Annotated in this window: 23 protein-coding genes; 7 read left to right on the forward strand and 16 right to left on the reverse strand. The window is 34.6% G+C overall.

All coding sequences use genetic code 11. The annotated features are described in order from the left end of the window. Positions 1–57 precede the first annotated feature (57 nt). Genes EQG68_RS06685 through EQG68_RS06700 form a run of 4 tightly spaced genes read right to left on the reverse strand, consistent with a single transcriptional unit; the run spans position 58 to position 4853 of the window. Complete coding sequence (locus EQG68_RS06685; RefSeq protein ID WP_129464019.1) at positions 58–1872, reverse strand: chloride channel protein; 1815 nt, start codon at positions 1870–1872, stop codon at positions 58–60. Between the two features lie 36 nt (positions 1873–1908). Next, positions 1909–2580 carry a DNA alkylation repair protein gene (locus EQG68_RS06690; protein ID WP_129464020.1) on the reverse strand — a complete coding sequence of 224 codons (672 nt, stop codon included), beginning with the start codon at positions 2578–2580 and terminating at the stop codon, positions 1909–1911. 9 nt (positions 2581–2589) lie between these two features. Next, the gene (gene ggt, locus EQG68_RS06695) at positions 2590–4272 is read right to left on the reverse strand and encodes a gamma-glutamyltransferase (protein WP_129464021.1); all 1683 of its coding nucleotides are present in this window, start codon (positions 4270–4272) and stop codon (positions 2590–2592) included. Then, positions 4269–4853 (reverse strand): acyl carrier protein phosphodiesterase, encoded by a 585-nt coding sequence (locus EQG68_RS06700; RefSeq protein WP_129464022.1) that lies wholly within the window; start codon positions 4851–4853, stop codon positions 4269–4271. Before EQG68_RS06700 ends, ggt begins: the two co-directional genes overlap by 4 nt. A 104-nt stretch (positions 4854–4957) precedes the next feature. On the opposite strand from EQG68_RS06700, the gene glmM reads away from it, so the two are divergent. Further along, the gene (glmM, locus tag EQG68_RS06705) at positions 4958–6358 is read left to right on the forward strand and encodes a phosphoglucosamine mutase (RefSeq protein WP_129464023.1); all 1401 of its coding nucleotides are present in this window, start codon (positions 4958–4960) and stop codon (positions 6356–6358) included. 1 nt (position 6359) lies between these two features. Continuing rightward, positions 6360–7007, forward strand: a complete 648-nt coding sequence (def, locus tag EQG68_RS06710; RefSeq protein ID WP_129464024.1) for a peptide deformylase — start codon at positions 6360–6362, stop codon at positions 7005–7007. On the opposite strand, the gene EQG68_RS06715 is transcribed toward def, so the two are convergent. Next, positions 7004–7414, reverse strand: coding sequence for a 5-fold beta-flower protein (locus EQG68_RS06715; protein WP_129464025.1), 411 nt, complete (start codon positions 7412–7414; stop codon positions 7004–7006). The genes def and EQG68_RS06715 overlap by 4 nt on opposite strands. Before the next feature lie 4 nt (positions 7415–7418). Continuing rightward, complete coding sequence (locus EQG68_RS06720) at positions 7419–8348, reverse strand: TolB-like translocation protein (protein WP_129464026.1); 930 nt, start codon at positions 8346–8348, stop codon at positions 7419–7421. A gap of 147 nt (positions 8349–8495) precedes the next feature. Between EQG68_RS06720 and EQG68_RS06725 the strand changes: the two genes are divergently transcribed. After that, positions 8496–9977 carry an aminotransferase class V-fold PLP-dependent enzyme gene (locus tag EQG68_RS06725; RefSeq protein ID WP_129464027.1) on the forward strand — a complete coding sequence of 494 codons (1482 nt, stop codon included), beginning with the start codon at positions 8496–8498 and terminating at the stop codon, positions 9975–9977. A gap of 1 nt (position 9978) precedes the next feature. Here the strand turns inward: EQG68_RS06725 and EQG68_RS06730 are convergent, their stop codons facing one another. Then, positions 9979–10848, reverse strand: a complete 870-nt coding sequence (locus EQG68_RS06730; protein ID WP_129464028.1) for a lysophospholipid acyltransferase family protein — start codon at positions 10846–10848, stop codon at positions 9979–9981. A 104-nt stretch (positions 10849–10952) separates the two neighbouring features. Here EQG68_RS06730 and EQG68_RS06735 point away from each other — a divergent pair, with 104 nt between their 5' ends. Further along, positions 10953–11594: a rhomboid family intramembrane serine protease gene (locus tag EQG68_RS06735; RefSeq protein ID WP_129464029.1), complete on the forward strand. Its 642-nt coding sequence runs from the start codon at positions 10953–10955 to the stop codon at positions 11592–11594. Positions 11595–11651: 57 nt separating this feature from the next. Beyond that, the gene (locus EQG68_RS06740) at positions 11652–12338 is read left to right on the forward strand and encodes an SIMPL domain-containing protein (protein WP_129464030.1); all 687 of its coding nucleotides are present in this window, start codon (positions 11652–11654) and stop codon (positions 12336–12338) included. Between the two features lie 61 nt (positions 12339–12399). On the opposite strand, the gene EQG68_RS06745 is transcribed toward EQG68_RS06740, so the two are convergent. From EQG68_RS06745 to EQG68_RS06770, 6 genes are all read right to left on the reverse strand, one after another. Next, the gene (locus EQG68_RS06745; protein WP_129464031.1) at positions 12400–14271 is read right to left on the reverse strand and encodes a monovalent cation:proton antiporter-2 (CPA2) family protein; all 1872 of its coding nucleotides are present in this window, start codon (positions 14269–14271) and stop codon (positions 12400–12402) included. After that, the gene (locus tag EQG68_RS06750; protein WP_129464032.1) at positions 14264–14875 is read right to left on the reverse strand and encodes an NAD(P)H-dependent oxidoreductase; all 612 of its coding nucleotides are present in this window, start codon (positions 14873–14875) and stop codon (positions 14264–14266) included. The genes EQG68_RS06745 and EQG68_RS06750 overlap by 8 nt, the downstream gene beginning before the upstream one ends. Positions 14876–14933: 58 nt before the next feature. Then, positions 14934–16280, reverse strand: coding sequence for an adenylosuccinate lyase (purB, locus tag EQG68_RS06755; protein ID WP_164975406.1), 1347 nt, complete (start codon positions 16278–16280; stop codon positions 14934–14936). 101 nt (positions 16281–16381) lie between these two features. Next, positions 16382–17071: an SIR2 family NAD-dependent protein deacylase gene (locus tag EQG68_RS06760; protein WP_129464033.1), complete on the reverse strand. Its 690-nt coding sequence runs from the start codon at positions 17069–17071 to the stop codon at positions 16382–16384. 48 nt (positions 17072–17119) lie between these two features. Continuing rightward, positions 17120–17917, reverse strand: a complete 798-nt coding sequence (locus EQG68_RS06765) for an anti-sigma factor (RefSeq protein ID WP_129464034.1) — start codon at positions 17915–17917, stop codon at positions 17120–17122. Further along, complete coding sequence (locus EQG68_RS06770) at positions 17914–18447, reverse strand: RNA polymerase sigma factor (RefSeq protein WP_129464035.1); 534 nt, start codon at positions 18445–18447, stop codon at positions 17914–17916. The genes EQG68_RS06765 and EQG68_RS06770 overlap by 4 nt, the downstream gene beginning before the upstream one ends. Before the next feature lie 56 nt (positions 18448–18503). Between EQG68_RS06770 and EQG68_RS06775 the strand changes: the two genes are divergently transcribed. Beyond that, positions 18504–19178, forward strand: a complete 675-nt coding sequence (locus EQG68_RS06775) for a TrmH family RNA methyltransferase (protein ID WP_129464036.1) — start codon at positions 18504–18506, stop codon at positions 19176–19178. A 60-nt stretch (positions 19179–19238) separates the two neighbouring features. Here the strand turns inward: EQG68_RS06775 and EQG68_RS06780 are convergent, their stop codons facing one another. The 3 genes from EQG68_RS06780 to EQG68_RS06790 all read right to left on the reverse strand — a co-directional run bounded on the left by EQG68_RS06780 (position 19239) and on the right by EQG68_RS06790 (position 22696). Then, on the reverse strand, positions 19239–20003 hold the full coding sequence (locus tag EQG68_RS06780) for a carboxypeptidase-like regulatory domain-containing protein (protein ID WP_129464037.1): 765 nt from the start codon (positions 20001–20003) through the stop codon (positions 19239–19241). Positions 20004–20089: 86 nt separating this feature from the next. Further along, on the reverse strand, positions 20090–21961 hold the full coding sequence (locus EQG68_RS06785) for a DEAD/DEAH box helicase (RefSeq protein ID WP_129464038.1): 1872 nt from the start codon (positions 21959–21961) through the stop codon (positions 20090–20092). A 159-nt stretch (positions 21962–22120) separates the two neighbouring features. Further along, complete coding sequence (locus EQG68_RS06790; RefSeq protein WP_129464039.1) at positions 22121–22696, reverse strand: non-canonical purine NTP diphosphatase; 576 nt, start codon at positions 22694–22696, stop codon at positions 22121–22123. A 73-nt stretch (positions 22697–22769) separates the two neighbouring features. On the opposite strand from EQG68_RS06790, the gene trhA reads away from it, so the two are divergent. Beyond that, the gene (gene trhA, locus EQG68_RS06795; RefSeq protein ID WP_129464040.1) at positions 22770–23399 is read left to right on the forward strand and encodes a PAQR family membrane homeostasis protein TrhA; all 630 of its coding nucleotides are present in this window, start codon (positions 22770–22772) and stop codon (positions 23397–23399) included. The last annotated feature ends 143 nt before the right edge of the window (positions 23400–23542 follow it).

Below are 23542 nucleotides of genomic sequence, written 5' to 3' on the forward strand. Positions count from 1 at the left end.
CCACAAAGATACTAGTATCGTTTGAATAAAAAAATAATTCTATCCGATAGTAAGAAATTATTCAATAATCATATTTTTTAATCGAACACGATATGCTTCTAATATTGCTGTTTTTGATAACAATCCAATCACTTGATTATTTTTTAAAACAGGAAGAAAATCTTCTTGTGATCGATCAAATTTGTCCATGATGGAATCCGCTGTTTCATCATAGTTGACTTGTTCTTTTGGGGGACGCATAATATCTTGTAGTGGAGTAAATTTAACTTTATAATTGTTGAATAAATAAGGTCTGATTTCTTCAAAATTTACCATGCCAATTAATTCATTTTTATCATTTACAACCGGAAAAACGGATTGATTATAATTTGAAAGTTTTTGTATTAACTCTTCCAATGAATTGGATAATTTCAAAGTTTGAATATTGGTTTGAATGAGATTATAAGGTGTTATGCCCGAAAGAATATTCCGATCGCGATCATCGGTAAACACATCGCCTTTGGCAGCTAGATTTTTTATATCAAACGAATAGGGTTCATACCGTTTGGAAATAGCAAAACTGATGGAAGATACCACCATTAAAGGCACCATTAAACTATACCCACTTGTAATTTCGGCAATAAGGAAAATGGCTGTGAGTGGTGCATGGAACAATCCGCTGAGTATTCCTGCCATTCCCACCATCGTAAAATTAATGACAGGAAGTTTAAAACCAACTTGATTGAAAAAAGTGGCTACAACGAATCCCAAATAAGAACCCACAAATAGAGAGGGAGCAAAGTTACCACCGTTTCCACCACTTCCAATGGTAATACTCGTGGCATAAACTTTAATAAACATTGTGGCTCCGACAAAGAGGAGTAAAATCCAAATATTATCTTTAAAGTTTTGGAGTACGGTATTTTCTAAAATTTGTTGCGGATTTGTATTGGCAAGCATTTTTATACTTTCATATCCTTCACCAAATAACGTTGGGAAAAAGAAAATGAGAATGGCTAAAATAAAGGCTCCGTATAATGCTTTTCGAATGGGTTTTAGACGTGATTTTTCAAAATGATGTTCAATATTTCGGAAAGTTCGTGCATAATTTATGGAAACAAAACCCGATACTACTCCTAACAGTATATAAAAAGGCAAGTTATGATAATCAAAATTCAATTGTTTACTGAAGGTAAATAGAATTTCATCTTTCAATAAAATTGCCGAAACAATTGCACCGGTTGCCGAGGAAATCATAATCGGAATAAAAGCCGTGATACTCACATCCATCAAAACCACTTCAATGGCAAATAATACACCGGCAATGGGTGCATTAAAAGCAGCAGCAATTCCGGCAGCCACTCCACATGCTAGAAGAAGTGTTCTGTCTTTATAACTGAGCCGATAATTTTGAGCAAAATTACTTCCAAAGGCAGCACCTGTGATGGTGATAGGCGATTCTAAACCGGCGGAACCACCCATACCTACTGTTAGAGAACTGGTAATAATTTGAGCATACATTTGTTTTTTCGGCATGATGCCTGATTTTTTTGCAACAGCATACATGATTTGAGAAGTGCCTTTTTCGATGAAACCATCCAATGCTTTTTTTACCACAAAAGCAGTAAGTACAATTCCAATAATTGGTAGTGTACTGTTACTGTAGGGTAAATGCAAAATAGAATCCATGTATTGGGCAAAAACATACACCCAGTGAGCAAATGTTTTTAAGACAATTACGGCCAAAGCAGAGGAAACTCCTACCAAAAAACAGGCTAAATAAATAAATTGTCTAGGAGATAAAAAAGATTTTAAATAAAAAATAAATCCTTCTAGTCTTCTGAAGTTCTTTCTAAAAAAGTTTTTAAAAGGAGTTTTTCTATTAACCGGCATCAATCAAGAATATTGAACAAAAATAGCAATAAAAGATTACTTTAAAATATTTCGAAGTGCTTCTTTTTTACTTAATGGTTTCAGGTTTGTATTTTCAACATAGTTTATTACAGCATTTGGATTAAATCTTCCATAATCTCTCAGTGCCCAACCAATCGCTTTTTGAATAAAAAACTCTTTTGAATTTTTATGTTTTTCACATTCTGATTTCAACAATTCAAAATCAGTATTTTTTTTATAATTCAATTGAAATAGTATGGCACTACGATTGAGCCACCTATTTTCAGAATTTGAAAATCGCTCAATAACTTCCAATGTTTGTTCCGGAAATTGCAATAAATAATTCCCCAATAGGTATTTTGCTAATAAATCAACACTATCCCACCAAGAATGGGTTGTGAGCCATTTTTCAATTAATATACCGTCTTCTTTTTTGTAGTTTTTCTTAATTTCTTGAATTAAAATTTCCATGCCACAATACTGAAAATCGCGATCTTTTTTAGTAAAAAGTGACCAACTAATTCCTCTAAAATCTGATTGAATTTCAGGTTTATGCTTTTTCCATAGTTGTTTTAAAATAATTCTTCTTTGTTCTGTTTTGATGCCTAAAAACGGGAAGTTGTCTTTCATATAAGCTTCCATTTTAATGGCATTTTCAGCATTGCGATGTGCCAACAATTCTTTTTCAAGTGCTTGAATAAAATTCATTTTTTTTATTTAAAATCCAATTGCTTTATCATCACCTCTTTTGTCGGCTCCACCTTCATATTTTCCATTGGGAAGAACGAGAATGGCATCTACTTTTCCCAAAACGGGGGTGGTTTTTTCATTGATGATGTACTTTTTCTTTTTTAACGATTCCAATAAATCAGTTGTAAAACAATTGGGTTCAAAAATTACTTCATCGGGCAACCATTGGTGATGAAAACGAGGAGTGTTCACCGCTTCTTGCATACTCATGTTAAACTCTACCACATTTAAAAACGTTTGTAAAACGGAAGTAATGATGGTTGAACCGCCCGGAGTTCCGACAACCATAAACAGTTTTCCTTCTTTTTCAATAAGGGTAGGCGTCATCGAACTCAACATTCTTTTTTGAGGAGCAATGCTATTCGCCTTGGAACCGGTTAATCCAAACATGTTTGGTTCGCCGGGTTTAGATGAGAAATCATCCATTTCATTATTCAAAAAGAAGCCTAATTCATCACAATACAATTTAGAACCATACGCATCATTAATCGTTGTGGTGGCAGAAACGGCATTGCCAAATTGATCTATAATTGAATAATGAGTAGTTTCCATACTTTCGGAAAATTGAATATTTCCTTTTGAAACATCACTAGATTTGGTAGCTTCATCAAATGAAAAAGTTGACATTCTATCTTTTAAATATTCATCATCCAAAAGTTCTTTACTTGGAATTTTTACAAAATCCGGATCGCCCAAAAAATGATTTCTATCAGCGTATGCTCTTCGTTCTGCTTCTACCAAAAGTTGAATGTACTTTTCAGAATTATGTTGAAAGGTGTTTACATCATACGGTTCAATCATTTTTAAAATTTGACCTAATGTGATTCCACCACTGCTTGGTGGAGCCATTGATATAAGTTTATAATTTTTGTATGTGAAAGTGATTGGTTTTCGCCAAATGGCTTCATATTTTTCTAAATCTTCAAGTGTAATGATTCCACCTTTGGATTGAATATAATGGACTAAAGTTTTAGCTGTTTCGCCTTTATAAAATTCATCTCGACCGTTTTGGGCAATCTGTTCTAATGTATTGGCTAAAGCCAAATATTTTATAGTATCTTTTTCGTTAAAAACATTGGAAAACAGTGTTTTATATCCATTTGCTTTAACAATTGCTTCACGGTGTTTAAATAATCTTTCTTCTTGTTTTTGAGTAACCACAACACCTTTTCGAGCCAACTCAATTACCGGTTTTAATATAGTTTCTATAGGTAGCGTCCCAAATTTTTCATGCACGGCAAAAACACCGGCAATGGTTCCGGGAACACCCACACTTTTGCCTGATTCGGTACTCAACCCTTTGATTACATTTCCGTTTTCATCCAAAAACATATCAGAAGTAGCTGCAATCGGAGCTTTTTCCCGATAATCCAAACTGCCTATTTCACCATCATTTTTACGATACACCATAAATCCACCACCACCAATATTTCCGGCATATGGATAGGCAACGGCCAAAGCTAATTCGGTGGCTATCATCGCGTCAAAGGCATTTCCTCCTTGTTTCATGATTTCTACTCCAATTTGAGAAGCTTCTTCTCTTGCAGAGACTACCATCGCTTTTTCGGTCACTAATCCGGTTGGAATTGTGGTTTGTTCGGATTTGCATCCTAATAAAATTAATACAAGAAGTAATGAAATAATTCTCATAAAGTGGCAAGTTTTTCTTGGCAATGGATTTGTAATTCTTTAAAAAAAGCGGTGAATTCTTCTTCAAATTCGGAATAAAACTCCTTTAATTCATTTATTGAAAGATGCATATCAACTCGGTTTTTGGTACGATGATCCATTTGAAATAAAATCATCGATAAACCTTCAATTGAGGCATAACTTACCAACCAATTTCGGGCAATCATATAGGGCATCATTCCTTTGGTTCTCTCGGTTAAAATGTCATAATGACTTCTCAAATTTTCATAAAAAGAAATAGCCACTTTCTCTAATGGTTGATTGGAATACTTACTCCAATTTTTTGCTAAAAAATGGTCGTAAAAAATATCGATAATTACACCTGAATAATGACCGTATTTTTCATGCAATCGGTGTTTGCTCTTTCGAAAGATAGGGTGTGCATCCGTAAATGTATCAATAGCTCTATGCAAAATGATTCCTTTTTGAACCTCCGGAGGATAATTCAAATAATCGTTACCACGAATGCCATCGGCCATAAAATTGCCGATTTGAAGCAGTTCGTTATCGCCGGAAAGATAGATGTGAGCTAAAAAATTCATTTGCCTAAAGTAACAATTAATTCTTAAAAAATTGAATTTTAAATCACATTTACACCACTTCAATTCTTTATCTTTGCCTTGTTTTCAATTAAAAAGTATAATTTATGACATTAATTAAATCAATTTCAGGAATCAGAGGAACCATTGGTGGAAAAGTAGGCGATAATTTAACTCCGGTGGATGCGGTAAAATTTGCTTCGGCGTACGGCACATTTTTAAAAGCGGGAGGCGGGAAGATGGAACCGGGAAGAAAGCTGAAAGTGGTGATTGGAAGAGATGCCCGAATTTCCGGTCCGATGATTCATAATTTAGTAGTAAATACATTGATTGGATTAGGCATTGATGTCATTGATTTAGGTCTTTCAACTACACCAACTGTTGAAATTGCTGTTCCCTTGGAAAAAGCAGATGGTGGAATTATTTTAACTGCTTCACACAATCCGAAACAATGGAATGCCTTAAAATTATTGAATGCAAAAGGTGAATTTTTAAGTGGTGCCGAGGGTGCAGTGATTTTAGAAATTGCAGAAGCAGAAGCCTTTGATTTTTCAGATGTGGATAGTTTAGGTGAAGTTATTGTTAATGATGCTTACATGGATATTCACATTGATGAAGTGTTGAATTTACCTTTAGTGGATGCCGAAGCAGTAGCGAAGCGAAAATTTAAAGTAGTGGTCGATGGTGTGAATTCTTCAGGCGGAGTTATCATTCCAAATTTATTGGAACAAATGGGCGTGGAAGTCGTGAAATTGTATTGCGAACCAAACGGTCATTTTCCACACAATCCGGAACCCTTGAAAGAACATTTAGGTGATATTTGTGAGCTAGTGGTGAAGGAAAAAGCCGATTTTGGAATTGTGGTTGACCCGGATGTTGATCGATTGGCTTTTATTTCCAACGATGGTGAAATGTTTGGAGAAGAATATACCTTAGTGGCTGTGGCTGATTATGTGTTGAGTAAAACTCCGGGAAATACCGTTTCTAACATGTCTTCGTCAAGAGCATTACGTGATATTACCGAAAAACATAACGGAAAATACCAAGCTAGTGCAGTAGGTGAAGTGAATGTGGTAGAATTGATGAAAGCAACCAACGCCATTATCGGTGGCGAAGGAAATGGCGGAATCATCTATCCGGAGTCGCATTATGGACGTGATAGTTTGGTAGGAGTGGCTTTATTTTTAACACATTTAGCGAGTTTGGATGTTACGGTAGCGGAACTTCGGGCTTCTTATCCGCAGTATTATATGAGTAAAAACAAAATTGAATTGACTCCGGAGATTGATGTGGATGCCATTTTGGTGGCGATGACCGCTAAATATGCACATGAACAAATTTCTACCATTGATGGGGTAAAAATTGATTTTGCGACTGAATGGGTGCATTTGAGAAAGTCAAATACAGAGCCAATTATCAGAATTTATACCGAAGCTCCAACGCAAGCAGCAGCGGATGCACTGGCTTTGCGTATTATTGATGAAATTAAAGCGGTAATTTCTAAGTAAAATGAAAAAATTCATTCGGATTTCTTTTTTATTGGTTTCGATGGCGACTTTTTCACAGAAGTTCACAAAAGAAGAACGCGACTTTATTTTGGCAGCTGATACCACCCAAATGTTTAAAGTCATACAAATTACAGAACCGAATGAATTGAAAATTTTGAAAGCAGTTTCATCGGATATTCATCCAAAAGATAAATTGCTTCCGATTGTTGCGAAACGCATGTTTTTGGCCATGCGAGATCCCGAAAATCCGGGAATTGGTATTGCTGCTCCGCAAGTGGGTATTAATCGGAATTTATTTTGGGTGCAACGTTTTGATAAACCGGGAGAACCCTTTGAGTTTTATATTAATCCAAAAATTATTTGGCGTTCAGAATTACTTCGAAAAGGAATGGAAGGCTGTTTATCTATTCCCGAAGACCGAGGCGACGTGTATCGCAATTATACGATTAAAGTCACTTATTTTGATTTAAAAGGAAATTTCAAAGAAGAAATTGTAGAGGGTTTTACAGCCGTTATTTTTCAACATGAAGAAGATCATTTAAACGGAATCTTATTTACCGATAGAATTATTGAACAAGCGGGTTGGAATGTTCAATCCATTAATAATGATGCGAATTTGTTTTTGCGAAAAAAACTAAAACGCAATTAATTTTCAAACTTAAAAAAGAAAAATACCACGGCAGCCCATTCCTTTTTGATGCCTTTTGCATAGCCAATGGTAGAATAGCTATTGTTTTGAACCGTTCCGTCGTCTTTGATGTAACCTAAAGTAGAATAGTTGTTATTTTGAACCGTTCCGTTTTCTTTTACATAACCAACGGAGGAATAATTATTGTTTTGAATGGTTCCGTCGTTTTTGATGTAACCGATTGTGGAATAATTACTGTTCTGAATCGTTCCGTTTTCTTTGATGTAACCAACCGTTCTGTAATTGCTGTCTTGAATAGTTCCGTCGTTTTTAATGTATCCAGTTGTGCCGTAATTGTTGTTTTGAATGGTTTGACCGATAGAAATCAAAGATGAAAAAAGAAGAAAAAGGATTATGAATTTTTTCATGATTTTAATTTTTTTCTAAAACGTCTTTCAATGAAACTTTATAAATTCTACTCAAACCGTTTTGGTATTTCTGAATTTCTGATTCAAATTCTTCAATAGTTTTGAAGGACTTTGTTGCGGGAAGGCTTCTTTTACTTGTAAAATATAACGTTTGGGTTGAAGCATCATAAAACGGACAATAGTCCATACTTTCTGAATTGAATTCTTTTAAATTGAATGATTTTTTCCAATTACCTTCATTATCTTTAAAACTAATATATAAATCACCACTTCCCAAACCATCTGACGAGCCGTAAATTGTATAAATTAAAAAGGTCTCATCAGGTGAAATATATGCATTGAATTCGAAGCCTATGCTATTAATAGTTTCCTCTAAACGAACCGGAATTTTATAATTTTCACCATTCCAAACACTCATAAAAATATCATCTTTTCCCATGGATTTATCAGAATCAGAGGTGTAATAAAGGTTCTTATTGTTTGCTACGGTAGGATAAAATTCATCGGCAGTTGTGTTTATCGGACTTCCAACATTGATAGGAGAAGACCATTCACTTTTAGTGTTTTTTCGTTCGACATACCAAATATCAAAATCTTTTGGTTCTCCGCTTTCTGTCAAAGGTCGATTGGAAGCAAAATATAGTTTCAATCCATCAGTTGATAAAAAAGGTTCTAAATCTTTGTATTTTCCGGTAAACGAAACCAATTCCGGTTTGCTCCATTGTTCTTTTACTTTTTTTATATATGCAATAGCTGATAATTTTTCATTCGGACTCACTATTGAAAAGTAAGCTTCGTTTTGATTGGAAGAAATTGTAAAATCTCTTACGTGATGATAGTTCGAAAAGAATTCAAAAGCCGGTTCAACGTTGCTCTTTATTTGAGAAATAGCAATTGAAGAAATCAATAATAAAGGAAGTAGGTTTTTTGTCATCTTTTAAAAGTTTAAAACGCACTAATCAAATGTACTCTAATAATGGAATAAAAAATCTGATTTTTAAATAATTTAACAATCGAAGATCAATTGTTTTAAAGAGAGAAATTACCAAAAAAACGTATATTTGTCCAAATTATTTTTAGCATGACTACAACGGAAGAAACCACTCAACTGGAATTATATTTTCAACAATTTCGTGAAAATATAATCGGGATTGATCAGGAATTTGTTTCGCCTTTTGGCAAGCAAAAAATGGTATATACCGATTGGACTGCCAGCGGAAGATTGTATCGTCCGATTGAAGAAAAATTGATGAATGAATTCGGTCCGTATGTAGCAAACACCCACACTGAAACTACGATTTCCGGAACAGCAATGACGATGGCGTATCATCAAGCCAGAAACATCATCAAAAAGCATGTGAACGCCAATGAAAATGATGTCTTGATTACGGATGGAACCGGAATGACCGGCGTAGTCAATAAGTTTCAACGTATATTAGGATTACGAGTTTCAGAGAATTTAAAAGAATATACCAACATTCCAACCGAGATTAAACCAATTGTTTTTATTTCACACATGGAACATCATTCCAATCAAACCTCTTGGTTGGAAACAATTGCCGATGTAGTTGTTATTCCTGCTGATGCTGAAGGACTTTTTTGTTTGAATGAATTTAAAAAGCTAGTTGAAAAATATAGCGATAGAAGTTTTAAAATTGCTTCCATCACTTCGTGTTCTAATGTTACCGGAATTAAAACACCTTATCACGAAGTAGCCAAAATTATGCACCAAAACAATGGGGTTTGTTTCGTTGATTTTGCCTGTTCCGGACCTTATGTTGAAATTGATATGCATCCCGATAATGAAAGTTATTTAGATGCAATTTTCTTCTCACCACATAAATTTTTAGGTGGTCCAGGAACATCGGGAGTGTTGGTTTTTAATAAAAACTTATATAAAAATAATGTACCGGATTGTCCCGGAGGCGGCACTGTTTCGTGGACAAATCCTTGGGGTGGACATAAGTATATCGATAATATAGAAGATCGAGAAGATGGTGGCACACCTGGTTTTTTGCAAGTTATTAAAACCGCTTTAGCCATTCAGTTAAAGGAAAAAATGGGGGTTCAGAATATTTTAGACAGAGAACACGAATTGGTGGATTATGTTTTTGAACAATTGGAATCGGTTGAGAATTTAACCATTTTAGCCAATCAACACAAAAATCGATTAGGTGTCATTTCATTTTATATCAAAGATTTACATTTTAATTTAGGGGTAAAAATTTTGAATGATAAATTTGGCATTCAAACCCGAGGCGGTTGCAGTTGTGCCGGAACATACGGCCATTATTTATTACATGTGGATGAAGAAACTTCGAATGATTTAGTTTGTCAAATTACTTCAGGCGATTTAATCAAAAAACCGGGATGGATTCGAATGTCGATTCACCCAACCACCACAACGGAAGAAATAAAATTTGTGTGTGAAAGTATCAAACAATTAGCAGCAAATCATACAACTTGGGCTGATGAGTATGTATACGATGGAAAATCAAACAATTTCCGTCATAAAAACGATTTGGTTTTAGAAAAAGAAATGGTGAAGGGTTGGTTTTTGTAGTTTATTTTACATACTTAAACCGCTTGTGCGTCCACAAATAATATTCCGGAGCTTCTAAAATAAGGGCTTCCAATTTTTTCATAAATAAGTCGGTAATTTCATAATTGGGAACACTTGTAGGATTTTCAGATAGAATTTCCAATTCGGCTTCATAAAAACCTCTTTTTACTTTTCGAATTCGCATGAAAACAATATTCATATCAAATCGTTTCGAAAGCATTTCCGCTCCCGTTTGTAGTGGTGTTGAAACACCAAAAAAATTGCCCCAATGAAACGCTTTGGATACTTTAGGTGATTGGTCGCTGGCAAAACCATAAATGCCTAAATGTCCTTTTTTAAAGTTTTCCTCGATAGTAGGAATTGTCTCTTTGGTTGTAATTAAAGTAGCACCGAATTTAGAACGAATATCACGCACCAATTTGTCAAAATAACTATTGGCAATTTTCTTGTAAATGGCAAAACCCTGAAAACTAAAACTTTTATTCATCGAAATCGACCATTCATAGCTGGCATAATGTCCGGTCATTAAAGCAATACTTTTTCCTTTTTTTTCTAAATCTTTTATCACCTCTATGTTTTTGGTAATAAAGCGTTTATTCATTTCTTTATCTGAAATGGTTAGTGTTTTAATCATTTCTAAAAACAAATCACACAAATGATGATAGGACTTTTTTTCTATCTCCAACCGTTCTTTTGCAGTAAGATGCGGTAATGCAATTAATAAATTTTTTCGTACCGTTTTTTTTCGATAGCCTGCTACATGGTACATAATCACGAAAAAAAAGTCGGAGAGCAAATACAATACTCGAAAAGGTAACATGGAAATCATCCAAAGAAGGGGATAAATCAAAATAAAAGCGATGAATTGCATGCCAAAAAATTTTTACAAATATACAGTAATTTCCAATTTTATAAATCAAGCTTTAACAATTGGTAAAGAAACAATCCTTAATTTTACATTTTTAAAATAATAGTATGAGTATCGCTTTAATTGTAATTATCGTAGCCAATGCATTAGTAAGTTTTAAAGCATTTGACGATCAGTTTTTTTTCCGAAAGTATGAGTTTCACATAGGTAGCATTCGTGCGGGAGAACACCTTCGAATGATTACATCTGCTTTTTTGCATGTGGATATTGCCCATCTGGCATTTAACATGTTAACTTTATATTTTTTTGCTCCGGTAGTTATAAGTTTTTTAGGTACGCCTTCATTTTTAATGATTTATTTGGGAAGCTTATTGTGTGGCAACTTATTAACCTTACAATTTCACAAAGATGAATACCATTACAGAGCGGTTGGTGCATCGGGAGCTGTTACCGGAATTTTGTATTCAGCTATTTTATTACAACCGGATATGAATTTGTATATGTTTTTTATTCCCATACCCATTCCGGCTTATATTTTTGGAATAGTTTATTTATTGTATTCTATTTATGGAATGAAATCCAGAACCGATAATATTGGGCACACTGCTCACTTTGGTGGTGCCATTGGAGGTTATTTGATAACGCTTTCCAAAGAACCTCAAATGTTGACAGAAAATACGTTAATGGTTATTCTTTTGGCAATTCCGATTATTATTCTTTTTGTCTTGGCTAAAATGGGAAAGATTTAAAACGAATTACTTTTGGCATACAAATTGAAATAGACCAATGCAATAAATCAAAACAATATGAAAAAGTCAATGATTATCTTACTCACGTTAGTCGCAACGTCAATGAATGCACAAGAAAATAAACTCGTTCCGCAAATTTCTGTTTCCGGAGAAGGAAAGGTAAAAGTTACTCCGGACCAAGTTGTCATCAATCTAGGTGTCCAAAACACCGGTAAAGATGCTGCGGAAGTTAAAAAAATGAATGATGAAACGGTGGATAAAGTGGTGAAATACATCAAAAAATTTGGTATTCCAACTTCCGATTTTCAAACCACAAATGTAAGTCTGTACAAATCGTATGATTATGAAAAAAAGAAACATAATTTTCAGGCATCGCAATCCATTACGATTACTTTAAAAGATATCAAAAAATATGATGAATTAATGATGGGATTGGTTGATACGGGAATTAATAACATCACTGGTGTTGAATTTAAATCTTCCAAAATAGAAGAACACAAAGTAACTGCCAGAAAACAAGCCGTTTTGGATGCAAAGAAAAAAGCGGAAGATTTTGCAACAGCTTTGAATCAAAAAGTAGGTAAAGCGATTTTGATTACGGATAATTCGCAACCAATGTATCAGCCACCAATGTATAGAAATGTAATGATGAAAGCAGAAGCAATGGATGCTATTCCTGAAACACTTGCCATTGGAGAAATCGAAATAATAACCAATGTGAATGTTAGTTTTTTGTTAGAATAAAATGACAAAACATAAATATTAAACCACGAACTCAATTGAATTCGTGGTTTTTTTATACAAATTATTCTGAAATCTGTTTTTTCAAATGTTCACTATCCCACGCATGGTCAGAAGCTGAAAAATTGATGTGTAAATCATTTTTAAGCAATTGTTCCTGCATTTCAATTTCATCTTTTACGGTGGCTAAGTAAGCCATTTTATCGTGGCGTTTGGCAGCAAGTTTACGAATGGCTGCCTCATCATATTTAATAAATCGCTGCCCTTGACGTGTGGCAGAATATTTTCGATGTCCCAATTGTGTCAAAGCATCCACACCTAAATGGACCGCAGTATACAATGTCTCCCGATAAATTTTAGTTACACCATGATCAATTAATTCGTAGGCATCCACGCGGTTTCTGGCTCGGGTTAAAATATTTAAATGTGGAAAGTGTTTCCGTAAACTTTCAACTACACTTAAATTGACTTCCGGGTTGTCAATGGCGGCAATGAATATTTTTGCCTCTTCAGCACCGGCTGCTTTTAATAATTCTAAACGCGTGGCATCACCGTAATATACTTTAAAACCCATTTTACGAAGTAAATCTACCCGATCTGAATCGTGGTCCAAAATGGTTGCATTTACACCGTTAGCTCGCAACAAACGACCAATCGTACTGCCAAAATGACCAAAACCTGCAATAATAACCTCGTTTTGTTCATCTATTTCATCGTGTTTTCTCACTTCTTTTTCTTTTACTCCAAAATAAGGGTCAATCCATTTTTCATTTATTAAAAGTAAAAAGGGTGTGGATAACATGCTCAAAGCAATAATGGCCATCATTTGATTGGCTAATATATTGGGTAAAATATTCAATTGCATGGAGAAACTCAGAATCACAAATCCAAATTCACCGGCTTGACTTAATCCAAAGGAGAATAGAAAATTTTGGTCGCTACTTTTTTTATACACTTTTCCTATGCCGAACAGCACTAAAAATTTCACTGCAGTTAGGATGGCACCAAATACTAATATAAAAGTTGGATTATCAATAATTAATTTAAAATTGATGGAAGCTCCCACACCAATAAAAAATAAACCTAAAAGTAATCCTTTAAAAGGGGCAATATCACCTTCTAATTCGTGTCTGAATTCAGAATTTGCCAATACTACACCGGCTAAAAATGCTCCAAGTGCCGGACTCAATCCGACTAATTGCATTAAATACGAAACGGCTACCACTAATAATAGGGCAGAGGCGGTAAACAATTCCTGCAAACGGGTTTTGGCTACCATTCTGAGAACCGGAATGATAATTAATCTTCCACTAAAATATACGGCAACGATGGTGAAAATAACAATCAGGGTTTGTATCCAAGCATCAAAATCTGCAATCAAAGAAGTGTGCAAATTATCAGTTTCTACATGGCTTCCGGATACCATTAACGGAATGATTGCCAAAATCGGAATCACAGCAATATCTTGAAAAAGTAATACGGCAAAAGAGGATCTTCCCATCGAGGTTTGCGAAAGCCCTTTTTCTTTTAAGGTTTGTAAAACAATGGCTGTGGAGGAAAGTGAAAGTGCCAATGCAATTACCACAGTAGTTTGCCAAGACCAATCTAAAAACAATTGACAAAGTATAAATATGGTAAACGCACTTCCAATCAATTGCATCGAACCCATCCCGAGTATAAATTTCCGCATCTTCCAGAACTTATAAGGATCTAATTCTAAACCGATTAAAAATAGCATCATGACCACACCGAACTCGGCAAAGTGCATAATATCTTGACCTTCTGCACCAATAAATCCTAACACAAACGGACCTATAAAAATTCCGGCAAACAGATAGCCTAAGATGGAACTTAGTCCTAATTTTTTTGCAATCGGAACACACACAATGGCCGACGTTAAATAGATGATGGCTTGTACAAAAAATCCGTTATCCATTTGTTTTTAGTTTAGTAAACCATTCATTGATATAGAAATGTTTATTTAATTCTTCAAAATTCAACTCGTTTTTGGTCAGGAAAAGTAGTAATTCAGCATAGTTTTTGGCATGATTAACGGTTTCGTTTTCATCCATTTTATGTGTTCCATGCACTACAAAAGGTGGCAAATAATTCATTTTGCACACTTTTGCGGTTTGATTAAAAGGCTCTAATAATTCAGGAATGGTAAAACGATCCTTTCCGGTTGCACAATAATTTTCTTTGGCTCCACCGGTGGTGATCATTTGAAAAATCGATTTTCCTTTTAATACATTTCCGTTTTTTCCATAGGCCCAATCGTATTCTAAAACCATATCAATCCATTGTTTTAAGAGTGGTGGACAACTATACCAATACATCGGATGGTGCCAAATGATAATATCGTGTTTTTCTAGCAAAGCTTGTTCTTTTTTTACATCGATGTCAAATTCAGGATATTCTTCATACAAATCATGAAATGTAATGTGATTTGAAATGGGAATATGACGAACAAGCTCCTGATTGACAAAAGATTTTTCAAACAAGGGATGAGCAAATAGAATTAAAATTTTGTTTTGTGCCATGCCTTAAAACTACAGCTTTTTTTTCAAAAAAAGAAGTTAATTTGAAGCAAATGAAAAACTAAATTCCTAAATAATTTGATGGGGTAATTTGAAGCAATTCAGCTTTAATTTGATCTGAAACACTTAACGTATGAATAAAGGCATGAATTGTTTTTTGATTCATCACTTCATTGGTTCTAGTCAGACCTTTCAATGCTTCATACGGATTGGGATAACCTTCTCTACGTAAGATGGTTTGAATGGCTTCGGCTACCACAGCCCAGTTTCGTTCTAAATCCTCTTCCAGTTTTGACGGATTCAATAACAATTTATCTAAACCTTTCAATGTAGCTTCAAAACCAATTAATGTATGACCGATTGGTACACCAATATTTCGTAAAACCGTACTATCCGTTAAATCGCGTTGTAATCTTGAAAGTGGTAATTTGGCAGAAAGATGTTCAAAAATTGCATTTGCGATGCCTAAATTTCCCTCCGAATTTTCGAAATCAATTGGGTTAACTTTATGTGGCATAGCCGATGAACCAATTTCTCCGGCTTTGATTTTTTGCTTGAAATAATCCATTGAAACATATGTCCAAATATCTCTATCTAAATCGATTAAAATGGTATTTATCCGCTTTAAACAATCAAAATAAGCCGCCATATGATCGTAATGTTCAATTTGTGTGGTTGGGAAGGAATGATGCAGGCCTAATATTTCTTCCACAAATTGAGTTCCGAATTTTTTCCAATCCAATTGAGGATAAGCGACATGATGAGCATTGTAATTTCCGGTTGCACCGCCAAATTTTGCCGCAAACGGAATGTTGAATAACTGACGCATTTGTTCTTCTAAACGTTCCACAAACACACCAAATTCTTTTCCTAATCGAGTAGGAGAGGCCGGTTGACCGTGAGTGCGTGCAAGCATGGGGATATCTTTCCATTCCTGACTTAACTCTTTTAATTTTGAAATAACATTGACTAATAGTGGTACATATACTTTTTCAAAACTTTCTTTTACAGAAAGCGGAATAGCGGTATTATTGATGTCCTGCGATGTTAAACCAAAGTGAATGAACTCTTTATAACTATCTAAACCTAATGAATCAAATCCGTTTTTAATGAAATATTCAACAGCTTTTACATCGTGATTGGTTGTTTTTTCAATTTCTTTGATGGATAGGGCATCTTCAGTTGAAAAATTACGGTATAAATCCCTCAACTTTTCAAAAACACTTGCATCAACCGATTCCAATTGCGGTATCGGAAGTTGACAAAGAGCTATAAAATACTCAATTTCAACTAAAACTCTATACTTTATAAGAGCTTCTTCAGAAAAGTAAGCTGATAAGGAAACCGTTTTGTTACGGTATCGACCGTCAATTGGAGAAATGGCATTTAATTCGTTTAGAGCAATCATGTGTTGTGTTGTTGAGTTAATCTGAAAATTATCGGAAATTTTTAGAATTGCAAATATAGAGTTTAATGCAAAAAGGTAAAAGAAAATTCGACCGATAAAAGTTATTTCAATAGCAATAACCTTTCTTTCAGCATTATCATTCCCTCAGAACCTGAAAGTGGAATAATTTCTAATGGATTGGCTAATTGAACCACGCTTGCCGGTTTGGGGTCGATATAAAAAACGGGGGTCGCCGGTTTTGTGTAATGCATAATGCCAGCGGCCGGATAGACTTGTAATGATGTTCCGATAACAATAAAAATGTCGGCTTGTTCTGCTATTTCAATGGCTTCTTCTATGGCTGGTACATCTTCACCAAACCAAACAATATGGGGTCGCAATTGAAATCCGTTTGGGTCCTTGTGTTCGATTGTTAAATCACCATTCCAATCTAATAGGTAGTTTTCATTTTTTGTGCTTCTAACTTTAAGTAATTCGCCATGCAAATGTAAAACGTTTGTACTTCCTGCTTTTTCGTGTAAATTATCGACGTTTTGAGTGATAATATGTACATCAAAATGTTTTTCTAATTCAGCTAAAATAGAATGTCCATGATTGGGTTGTACTTCATGTAATTGCTTTCTTCTTTTGTTATAAAAATCTAAAACTAGTTCTGGATTTTTATTCCATCCCAAAGGTGATGCCACCTCCATAATGTCATGACCTTCCCAAAGACCGTCTGCATCACGAAAGGTTTTGATACCACTTTCGGCACTAATTCCGGCTCCGCTTAAAACGACTAATTTTTTCATCTGTAAAAAGAAACCCTCTCTATTTGAAAGGGCTTAAATGATTTATTTTTAAACTTTTCCTAAGGTATACAATTGTTCTAAAGTAGGGCTAGCACTGCCTCCTGAAGGCTCAAGTGTAATTCCGAAAGCTTCAGCTTCTACGACATTGTCAACTGCAAAAATCCGTTTGTTATCTCCTTTAAAGTCATCCAAAAGCCCTATACTCAAAGGAGTTAGCGGATTTAGTTTTAATGCCCAAACTTGATACACATAACCTTCCGGTGGTTCAGGTAATCCTGCACCATCAATGAAAACCGTTTGTGTTTCCTGATTCCAATATACTTTGGCATATGATGTAGGCGAAACTTCTTGACCGGCTAATGGAACAATTGTATTTTTCGGGTCTCTAACCAATGCCAAAGCTTCTTCGTTTGATTTATTTTTCAATTCTAAATCTACAACCGCTTCTTGTAATTTGCTTTTTTCTTTTTCTATCGAAACAATAGCCTCTTTTTTACCTTCTAGTTGTTGGTATAAATATCCTCCACCGACAAGGAAAACTATTGCTGCTGCCCATCCAAGGTACTGACTGAGGCCGGATTTTGGTTTTTCCTTCGGTTTCAATTCAACAACTTTGGTAGTATCTCCAAAAATTTGTTGTTTGATAGCTTCGTAATTTTTGCCTGACAAACGTGGAGCAACACTACCCGAAAGATAAACTATCGCGTTTTCAATCTCTACAATTTCCGCCTGTATCTCGGTATGTTGATTGGCCATTTTTACAACTTCCTCATTTTCGGAGTCGTTTAATTTTCCATAAACATACAATTCCAGAATCCCTGATTCTATATATTCTTGTGTACTCATGATACTTGTAATAAGTTTCTTAATTCGTTAATACAGTTTCTGTTTTGTGTTTTAACGGTACCTAACGGAATTTCGAGCTCGTCTGATGCTTCTTGTTGGGTAAAGCCTTTGAAGAATAATAAGTCGATAATCTTAATGCATTTAGGTTTTAATTTTTTAACAAATTCTTGAATTCCAATGGAATCAATTTTATTGTTCAGTCGCGTGTTATCATCAAGTAGATGTACGAAATTTTCAGCCGATAGGTTTTTTTGACTATTGTTAAAACCTTTGGAACGCAATCGATCTATAGAACTGTTTCTGGCAATATTAACAATCCAAGTATAGAACCTTCCTTTTTCCTCGCTGTAGGAATCTATGTTTTTCCAGATTTTTACAAATACGTCTTGCAAAACATCTTCCGCTTCTTCATGATCTTTGATGAGGTTACTAATTACACCAAAAAGACTTTTGGAATACATATCATACAAAAGTGTGAATGCTCTATCGTCTTTTTTGTAAATTAGTGGCAATAATTCTTCTTGTGTCATACCTTATTTTTTGATGTAGCCAAGATAACAACTTACGAATTAAAAACCAATTTTGTATGAGTGAAAAGTTAAAAACGACTGAATACCTAACATATTTAGAGGGATTTTTGACGGAAAACAGAAAAGCTAAGTTTTTGGAAATTTTGCAAGCTAGAACCAACCATTTTACGGTAGCCATCGAAGATGTTTATCAAATGCATAATACCAGTGCGGTCATGCGTAGTTGTGATGTTTTTGGATTACAGGAATTGCATGTAGTGGAACAAAAGTATGGTAAGAAAATCGATTCACAAATTGCTATGGGGGCTCAAAAATGGGTAGATGTATTTCAATATCCATCCAATCAGTCATGTTTAAAAGCACTAAAAGCAAAAGGTTATCAGATAGTGGCAACTACACCGCATTTTGATTCTTGTTTATTGGAAGATTTTGATATTTCCAAAAAATCTGCTTTGTTTTTTGGAACGGAACGCGACGGATTATCAGAAGAAGTAATGTCTCAAGCCGATTGTTTTCTTAAAATTCCAATGGTGGGATTTACAGAAAGTTTAAATATTTCAGTTGCAGCAGCTATTATTTTGCAAAATTTGACCAATCGACTTAGAAATTCGGATATGTGTTGGAAATTAACTGAAGAGGAGATTTTTTTTAAGCGAATTGATTGGGCTAGAAAATCGATTAAAGATATTAATAGGATAGAGGAGAGATATCTTAATAAGGAAAGTTTTTAGCTTTCAATTTTCATATTGTCCGTTATTGGATGAATAAAATAGAAAATAAATAAGAGTTAACTACTTTCTTTTCAATATTTTATATTCTTCATAACAATCATTAATGGCATCTAAAACCTGTAAATCATTTGCAGTTTTTATAAAAGATTCGGAATAATTACAGCGTTCAAGAATTTCAGGAATTTCTTTTTTATCAACGCCTAGCATAATTGCAATGGTTTCACGATCATATTTAGATTCCAAAAGATTTCTAACGGTATCGTCTTTTTTCATTTCTTTTAATTTCCGTAATTCTCGGGGTTTATTACCAAAGAAATTATAAAGCATATCAGTTGGATTGAAAATCGATCCCAATACTCGATTAAAGGCATTTGGTGAATATTGTCCGGCTTCGTAACCATAATTTAAACCGGAAATCCCGTAACGTTGATTGGTGTTTACAGGAATAAGTTTTGCATCTACTTGAAGATAGCCGGTTAAATTATAAGGAGTTAAAACTACTTCTTCCAAAGCTATAGCTTTTTCGGTCAATTTAATTTGGGTGTTTTTTGACTTTAACCAATCGTTGGTAACCCGAACGCGAATGGATTGAAAACCGATTAATGAAATATGTAGTGTATCATTTGTTTGTGCACTGATTTCAAAAATTCCTTTTTCATCAGTAATGGTTCCTTTAACGGAATTTAGATTAATGATATTAACATTGGCTAGAGGTTTTGAGTCACTGTCGTTCAAAATAGTAGCGGTCACTTTTTCAGTGCGTTCCGATTCTTGAGCGGAAAGTTGATAAGTGAAGAATAATAAAAAAACTACAAAATATTTCATATCATGATTTAACGGTTTAAAAGTACTAAATCACAAGAATATATTTTGTAGTTTCTTTATAATTATAAGAAAATTAACAAATACGATTAACTTCTTCTGGGTCTTCTGCTTTTTGCGGCTTCAAAAGAACGGCTTGCGGGTCTGTCACCTTCTGACCTTCTTGGTCTTTCAGAAGAACCTCCTTCTCTACGTGGTCTGAATCCACCTTCTTTTCGGTCGCTTCTTGAAACTCCTCCACCTTCTTTTCTTGGTCCAAATCCTCCGCTGCGTGAACCTGAGTTTCTTTCACCTCTAAATCCACCACCGCCACTAGTACCTCTTCCGTTATGGTCACGTCGTCCGCCACCATCGTTTTTAGAAATTTCAACGTTGATTCTTCGACCTTCAATTTCCATTCCGTTTAAAATCCCCATTACTTTATCGGTGTGTTCTTCGTCTGTGTTAAAGAATGAAAAACCTTCTTTTACATCTACTTTATATACATCTTCACGACCTAAATCCAGTGTGTCACGCAAGAAATCTTTTAATTGCATCCAATCAAAATTATCTCTTGAACCAATGTTTACAAAGAAACGAGTGGCTCCACTGGTGTTTTCTCTAGGTGCTCTCTCGTCACGTCGTTCCAAACCTGCATTTTGAGCTGATAAATCTCTGTTTTTCTTGTAGTAACTAATAAAACGGTTAAATTCTACTGAAACCATTTTCTTAATTAATTCTTCTTTCGACAACCCATCTAAAACTTCATTAATCGCCGGTAAGTAGTTATCAATTTCATGATCTACTTCGGTATCTTTAATTTTAGTAGCTAAGTGTAATAATTGAATTTCACAAATTTCGATACCGGAAGGAATTGATTTTTCTTGGAATTTTTGTTTGATGATGCGTTCGATGGATGAAATTTTACGCAATTCACTTTTAGTTACAATTACGATGGAAGTTCCTAATTTTCCGGCACGACCTGTACGACCTGAACGGTGATTGTAGGTTTCAATTTCATCCGGTAATTGATAATTGACTACGTGTGTAATGTTATCAACGTCAATTCCTCGAGCCGCTACATCGGTTGCTACCAACATTTGTATTTGGCGACTACGGAATGATTTCATTACACTGTCTCGTTGTGCTTGCGATAAATCGCCATGCAAAGCTGCTGCGTTATATCCGTCTTCAATTAATTTTTCGGCAACGGCTTGTGTATCACGTTTGGTTCTGCAAAAAACAACCGAAAAAATATCCGGATTGGCATCGGCTAAACGTTTTAAAGCTTCGTAACGATCACGTGCGTTCACTAAATAAAATTCGTGCGAAACGGTGGCAGAACCTGAATTTTTTGTACCCACCGTAATTTCAACCGGTTCATGCATGAATTTTTTGGCAATACGGGAAACCTCTGCCGGCATGGTTGCAGAAAACAACCAAGTGTTTTTTTCGTCTGGTGTTGTAGATAGAATGCTTACAATGTCTTCATAAAATCCCATGTTCAACATTTCATCTGCTTCATCAAGAATGCAATAATTAATTTGTGAAATATTTACATACCCACGATTAATCATATCTTGCATTCTACCCGGAGTGGCTACAATAATTTGAGCACCACGTTTTACTTCTCTGGCTTGTTCAGAAATACTGGCACCACCATAAACGGCTACTACATTTATTCCTTTTTCATATTTAGAATAAAGTTTTAATTCGTTGGTAATTTGCAAACAAAGTTCACGCGTTGGCGATAAAATTAATGCTTGTGTATTGCGGTTATCGGCATCTATTTTTTGAATGAGCGGGAAACCAAATGCCGCTGTTTTTCCTGTTCCTGTTTGAGCTAAGGCAACTAAGTCTGTTTCACTTTCTAATAAAACCGGAATCGCTTTCTCTTGCACTTCTGATGGATTTTCAAATCCGAGGTCTTTAATCGCGAGCAGAAGCGATTCGTTAAGACCTAATTGTTCAAATTTATTCATATAGTATTTTAAATTGGGTGCAAAGGTAGGTTTTAAAAACGATATAAACTAATTAGTTAAGCTATTGATTTTTAATTAGATAAATTATTGTAGTTGGTAGTAATGAAGGTGAATTATTGCAAAGTGAGTTAAAAAATTTTCAAAATCGTTTCGTTTTAATTATAGTTTATTCAGAAAATGAACTAGTTTTTCTACTGCTAATCCGCGATGACTAATTTTTGATTTTTCGCCGATTGACATTTCTGCAAAGGTTTTATCATAGCCGTTTGGAATAAAAATTGGATCATAACCAAAACCTTCAGAACCTCTTTTTTCGTTGATAATTTCACCTTTGATGATGCCTTCAAATACGTGTTGATATCCATTCAAATTCAGACAAATAACGGTTTTAAATTGAGCCTTTTTGTTTTCTTTATTAGCTAAATTACTAAGCAGTTTATTCATATTATCATCAGCATTCTTCTGTTGACCAGCATACCGTGCGGAATAAACTCCCGGTTCTCCGTTCAAAGCTTCCACTTCCAAACCGGTGTCGTCTGCAAAACAGGTATAACCATATTTTTCAGTAACGTAATTGGCTTTTAGAATGGCATTCCCTTCTATTGTGGATGCTGTTTCGGGTATATCTTCCAAGCAACCAATGTCTTCCAAACTTAAAATTTTAATTTCTTTGGGAAGTAATAACTGAATTTCTTTGATTTTATTTGGATTGTTCGAAGCGAAAACGAATTGCATAGAATATTTTTCAACAAAAGTAAAGATTTTTTTCAGGTTGAAAGGATTTGCTTAAATTTGGTAAAATTATCGAATGAAACGAGAACAAACCCGGAAAGAAGAAATTGTAAATGCCATTTCGCATGGAGTTGGCATTTTGTTTTGCCTCATTGCAATGCCTTTTTTGTTAATCGATTCGTTTAATGAAAATCAATTATCCATTTTCATTTCTGTTTTGGCCTTTGGTGTGGGGATGTTGTTGGTTTATTCGTTTTCCACCTTTTTTCATGCTGTAAAAAACCCCAAAGTGAAAGACATTTTGCAAATTGGAGATCATATCAGCATCTATTTTTTAATAGCGGGAACTTATACACCGCTCATGGTTCGCTATTTACCAAGCAAAACTGCCACTGTTTTTTTAGGAGTTATGTGGTCTATTGTTGCTATTGGAATAATCTTTAAAATTTTCTTAACTAAGAAATTCAAATTTGTCTCCGTTTTGCTTTATCTAGCCTTGGGTTGGATGATTGTTTTTGTGATAGAACCATTGATTCAAACCATGCCATTTTCTGTTTTTCTGTGGATTTTAATAGGTGGATTGAGTTATACATTTGGGGTTTATTTTTATGTAAAAGACCATAAATTTTACTACCATTCAATTTGGCATTTCTTTGTACTTTTTGGAACAATTGCTCACTTTGTTTCGGTTTATTTGAGTGTTTGATCTTCTTCAACGATAGTTAAAAAATAGCTCAAAATAAATTTTTTGTATATAATTGTGTTGGTTTACAGTGAAGGTAGTTGAGTTTTTTTGTTAAAATTTGAATTCAAAAAAACCAAACGAATTTATTTTTCGTAGATAATTTA

Origin of the sequence: Flavobacterium piscinae, assembly GCF_004122145.1 — a bacterium.
GTDB lineage: Bacteria > Bacteroidota > Bacteroidia > Flavobacteriales > Flavobacteriaceae > Flavobacterium > Flavobacterium piscinae.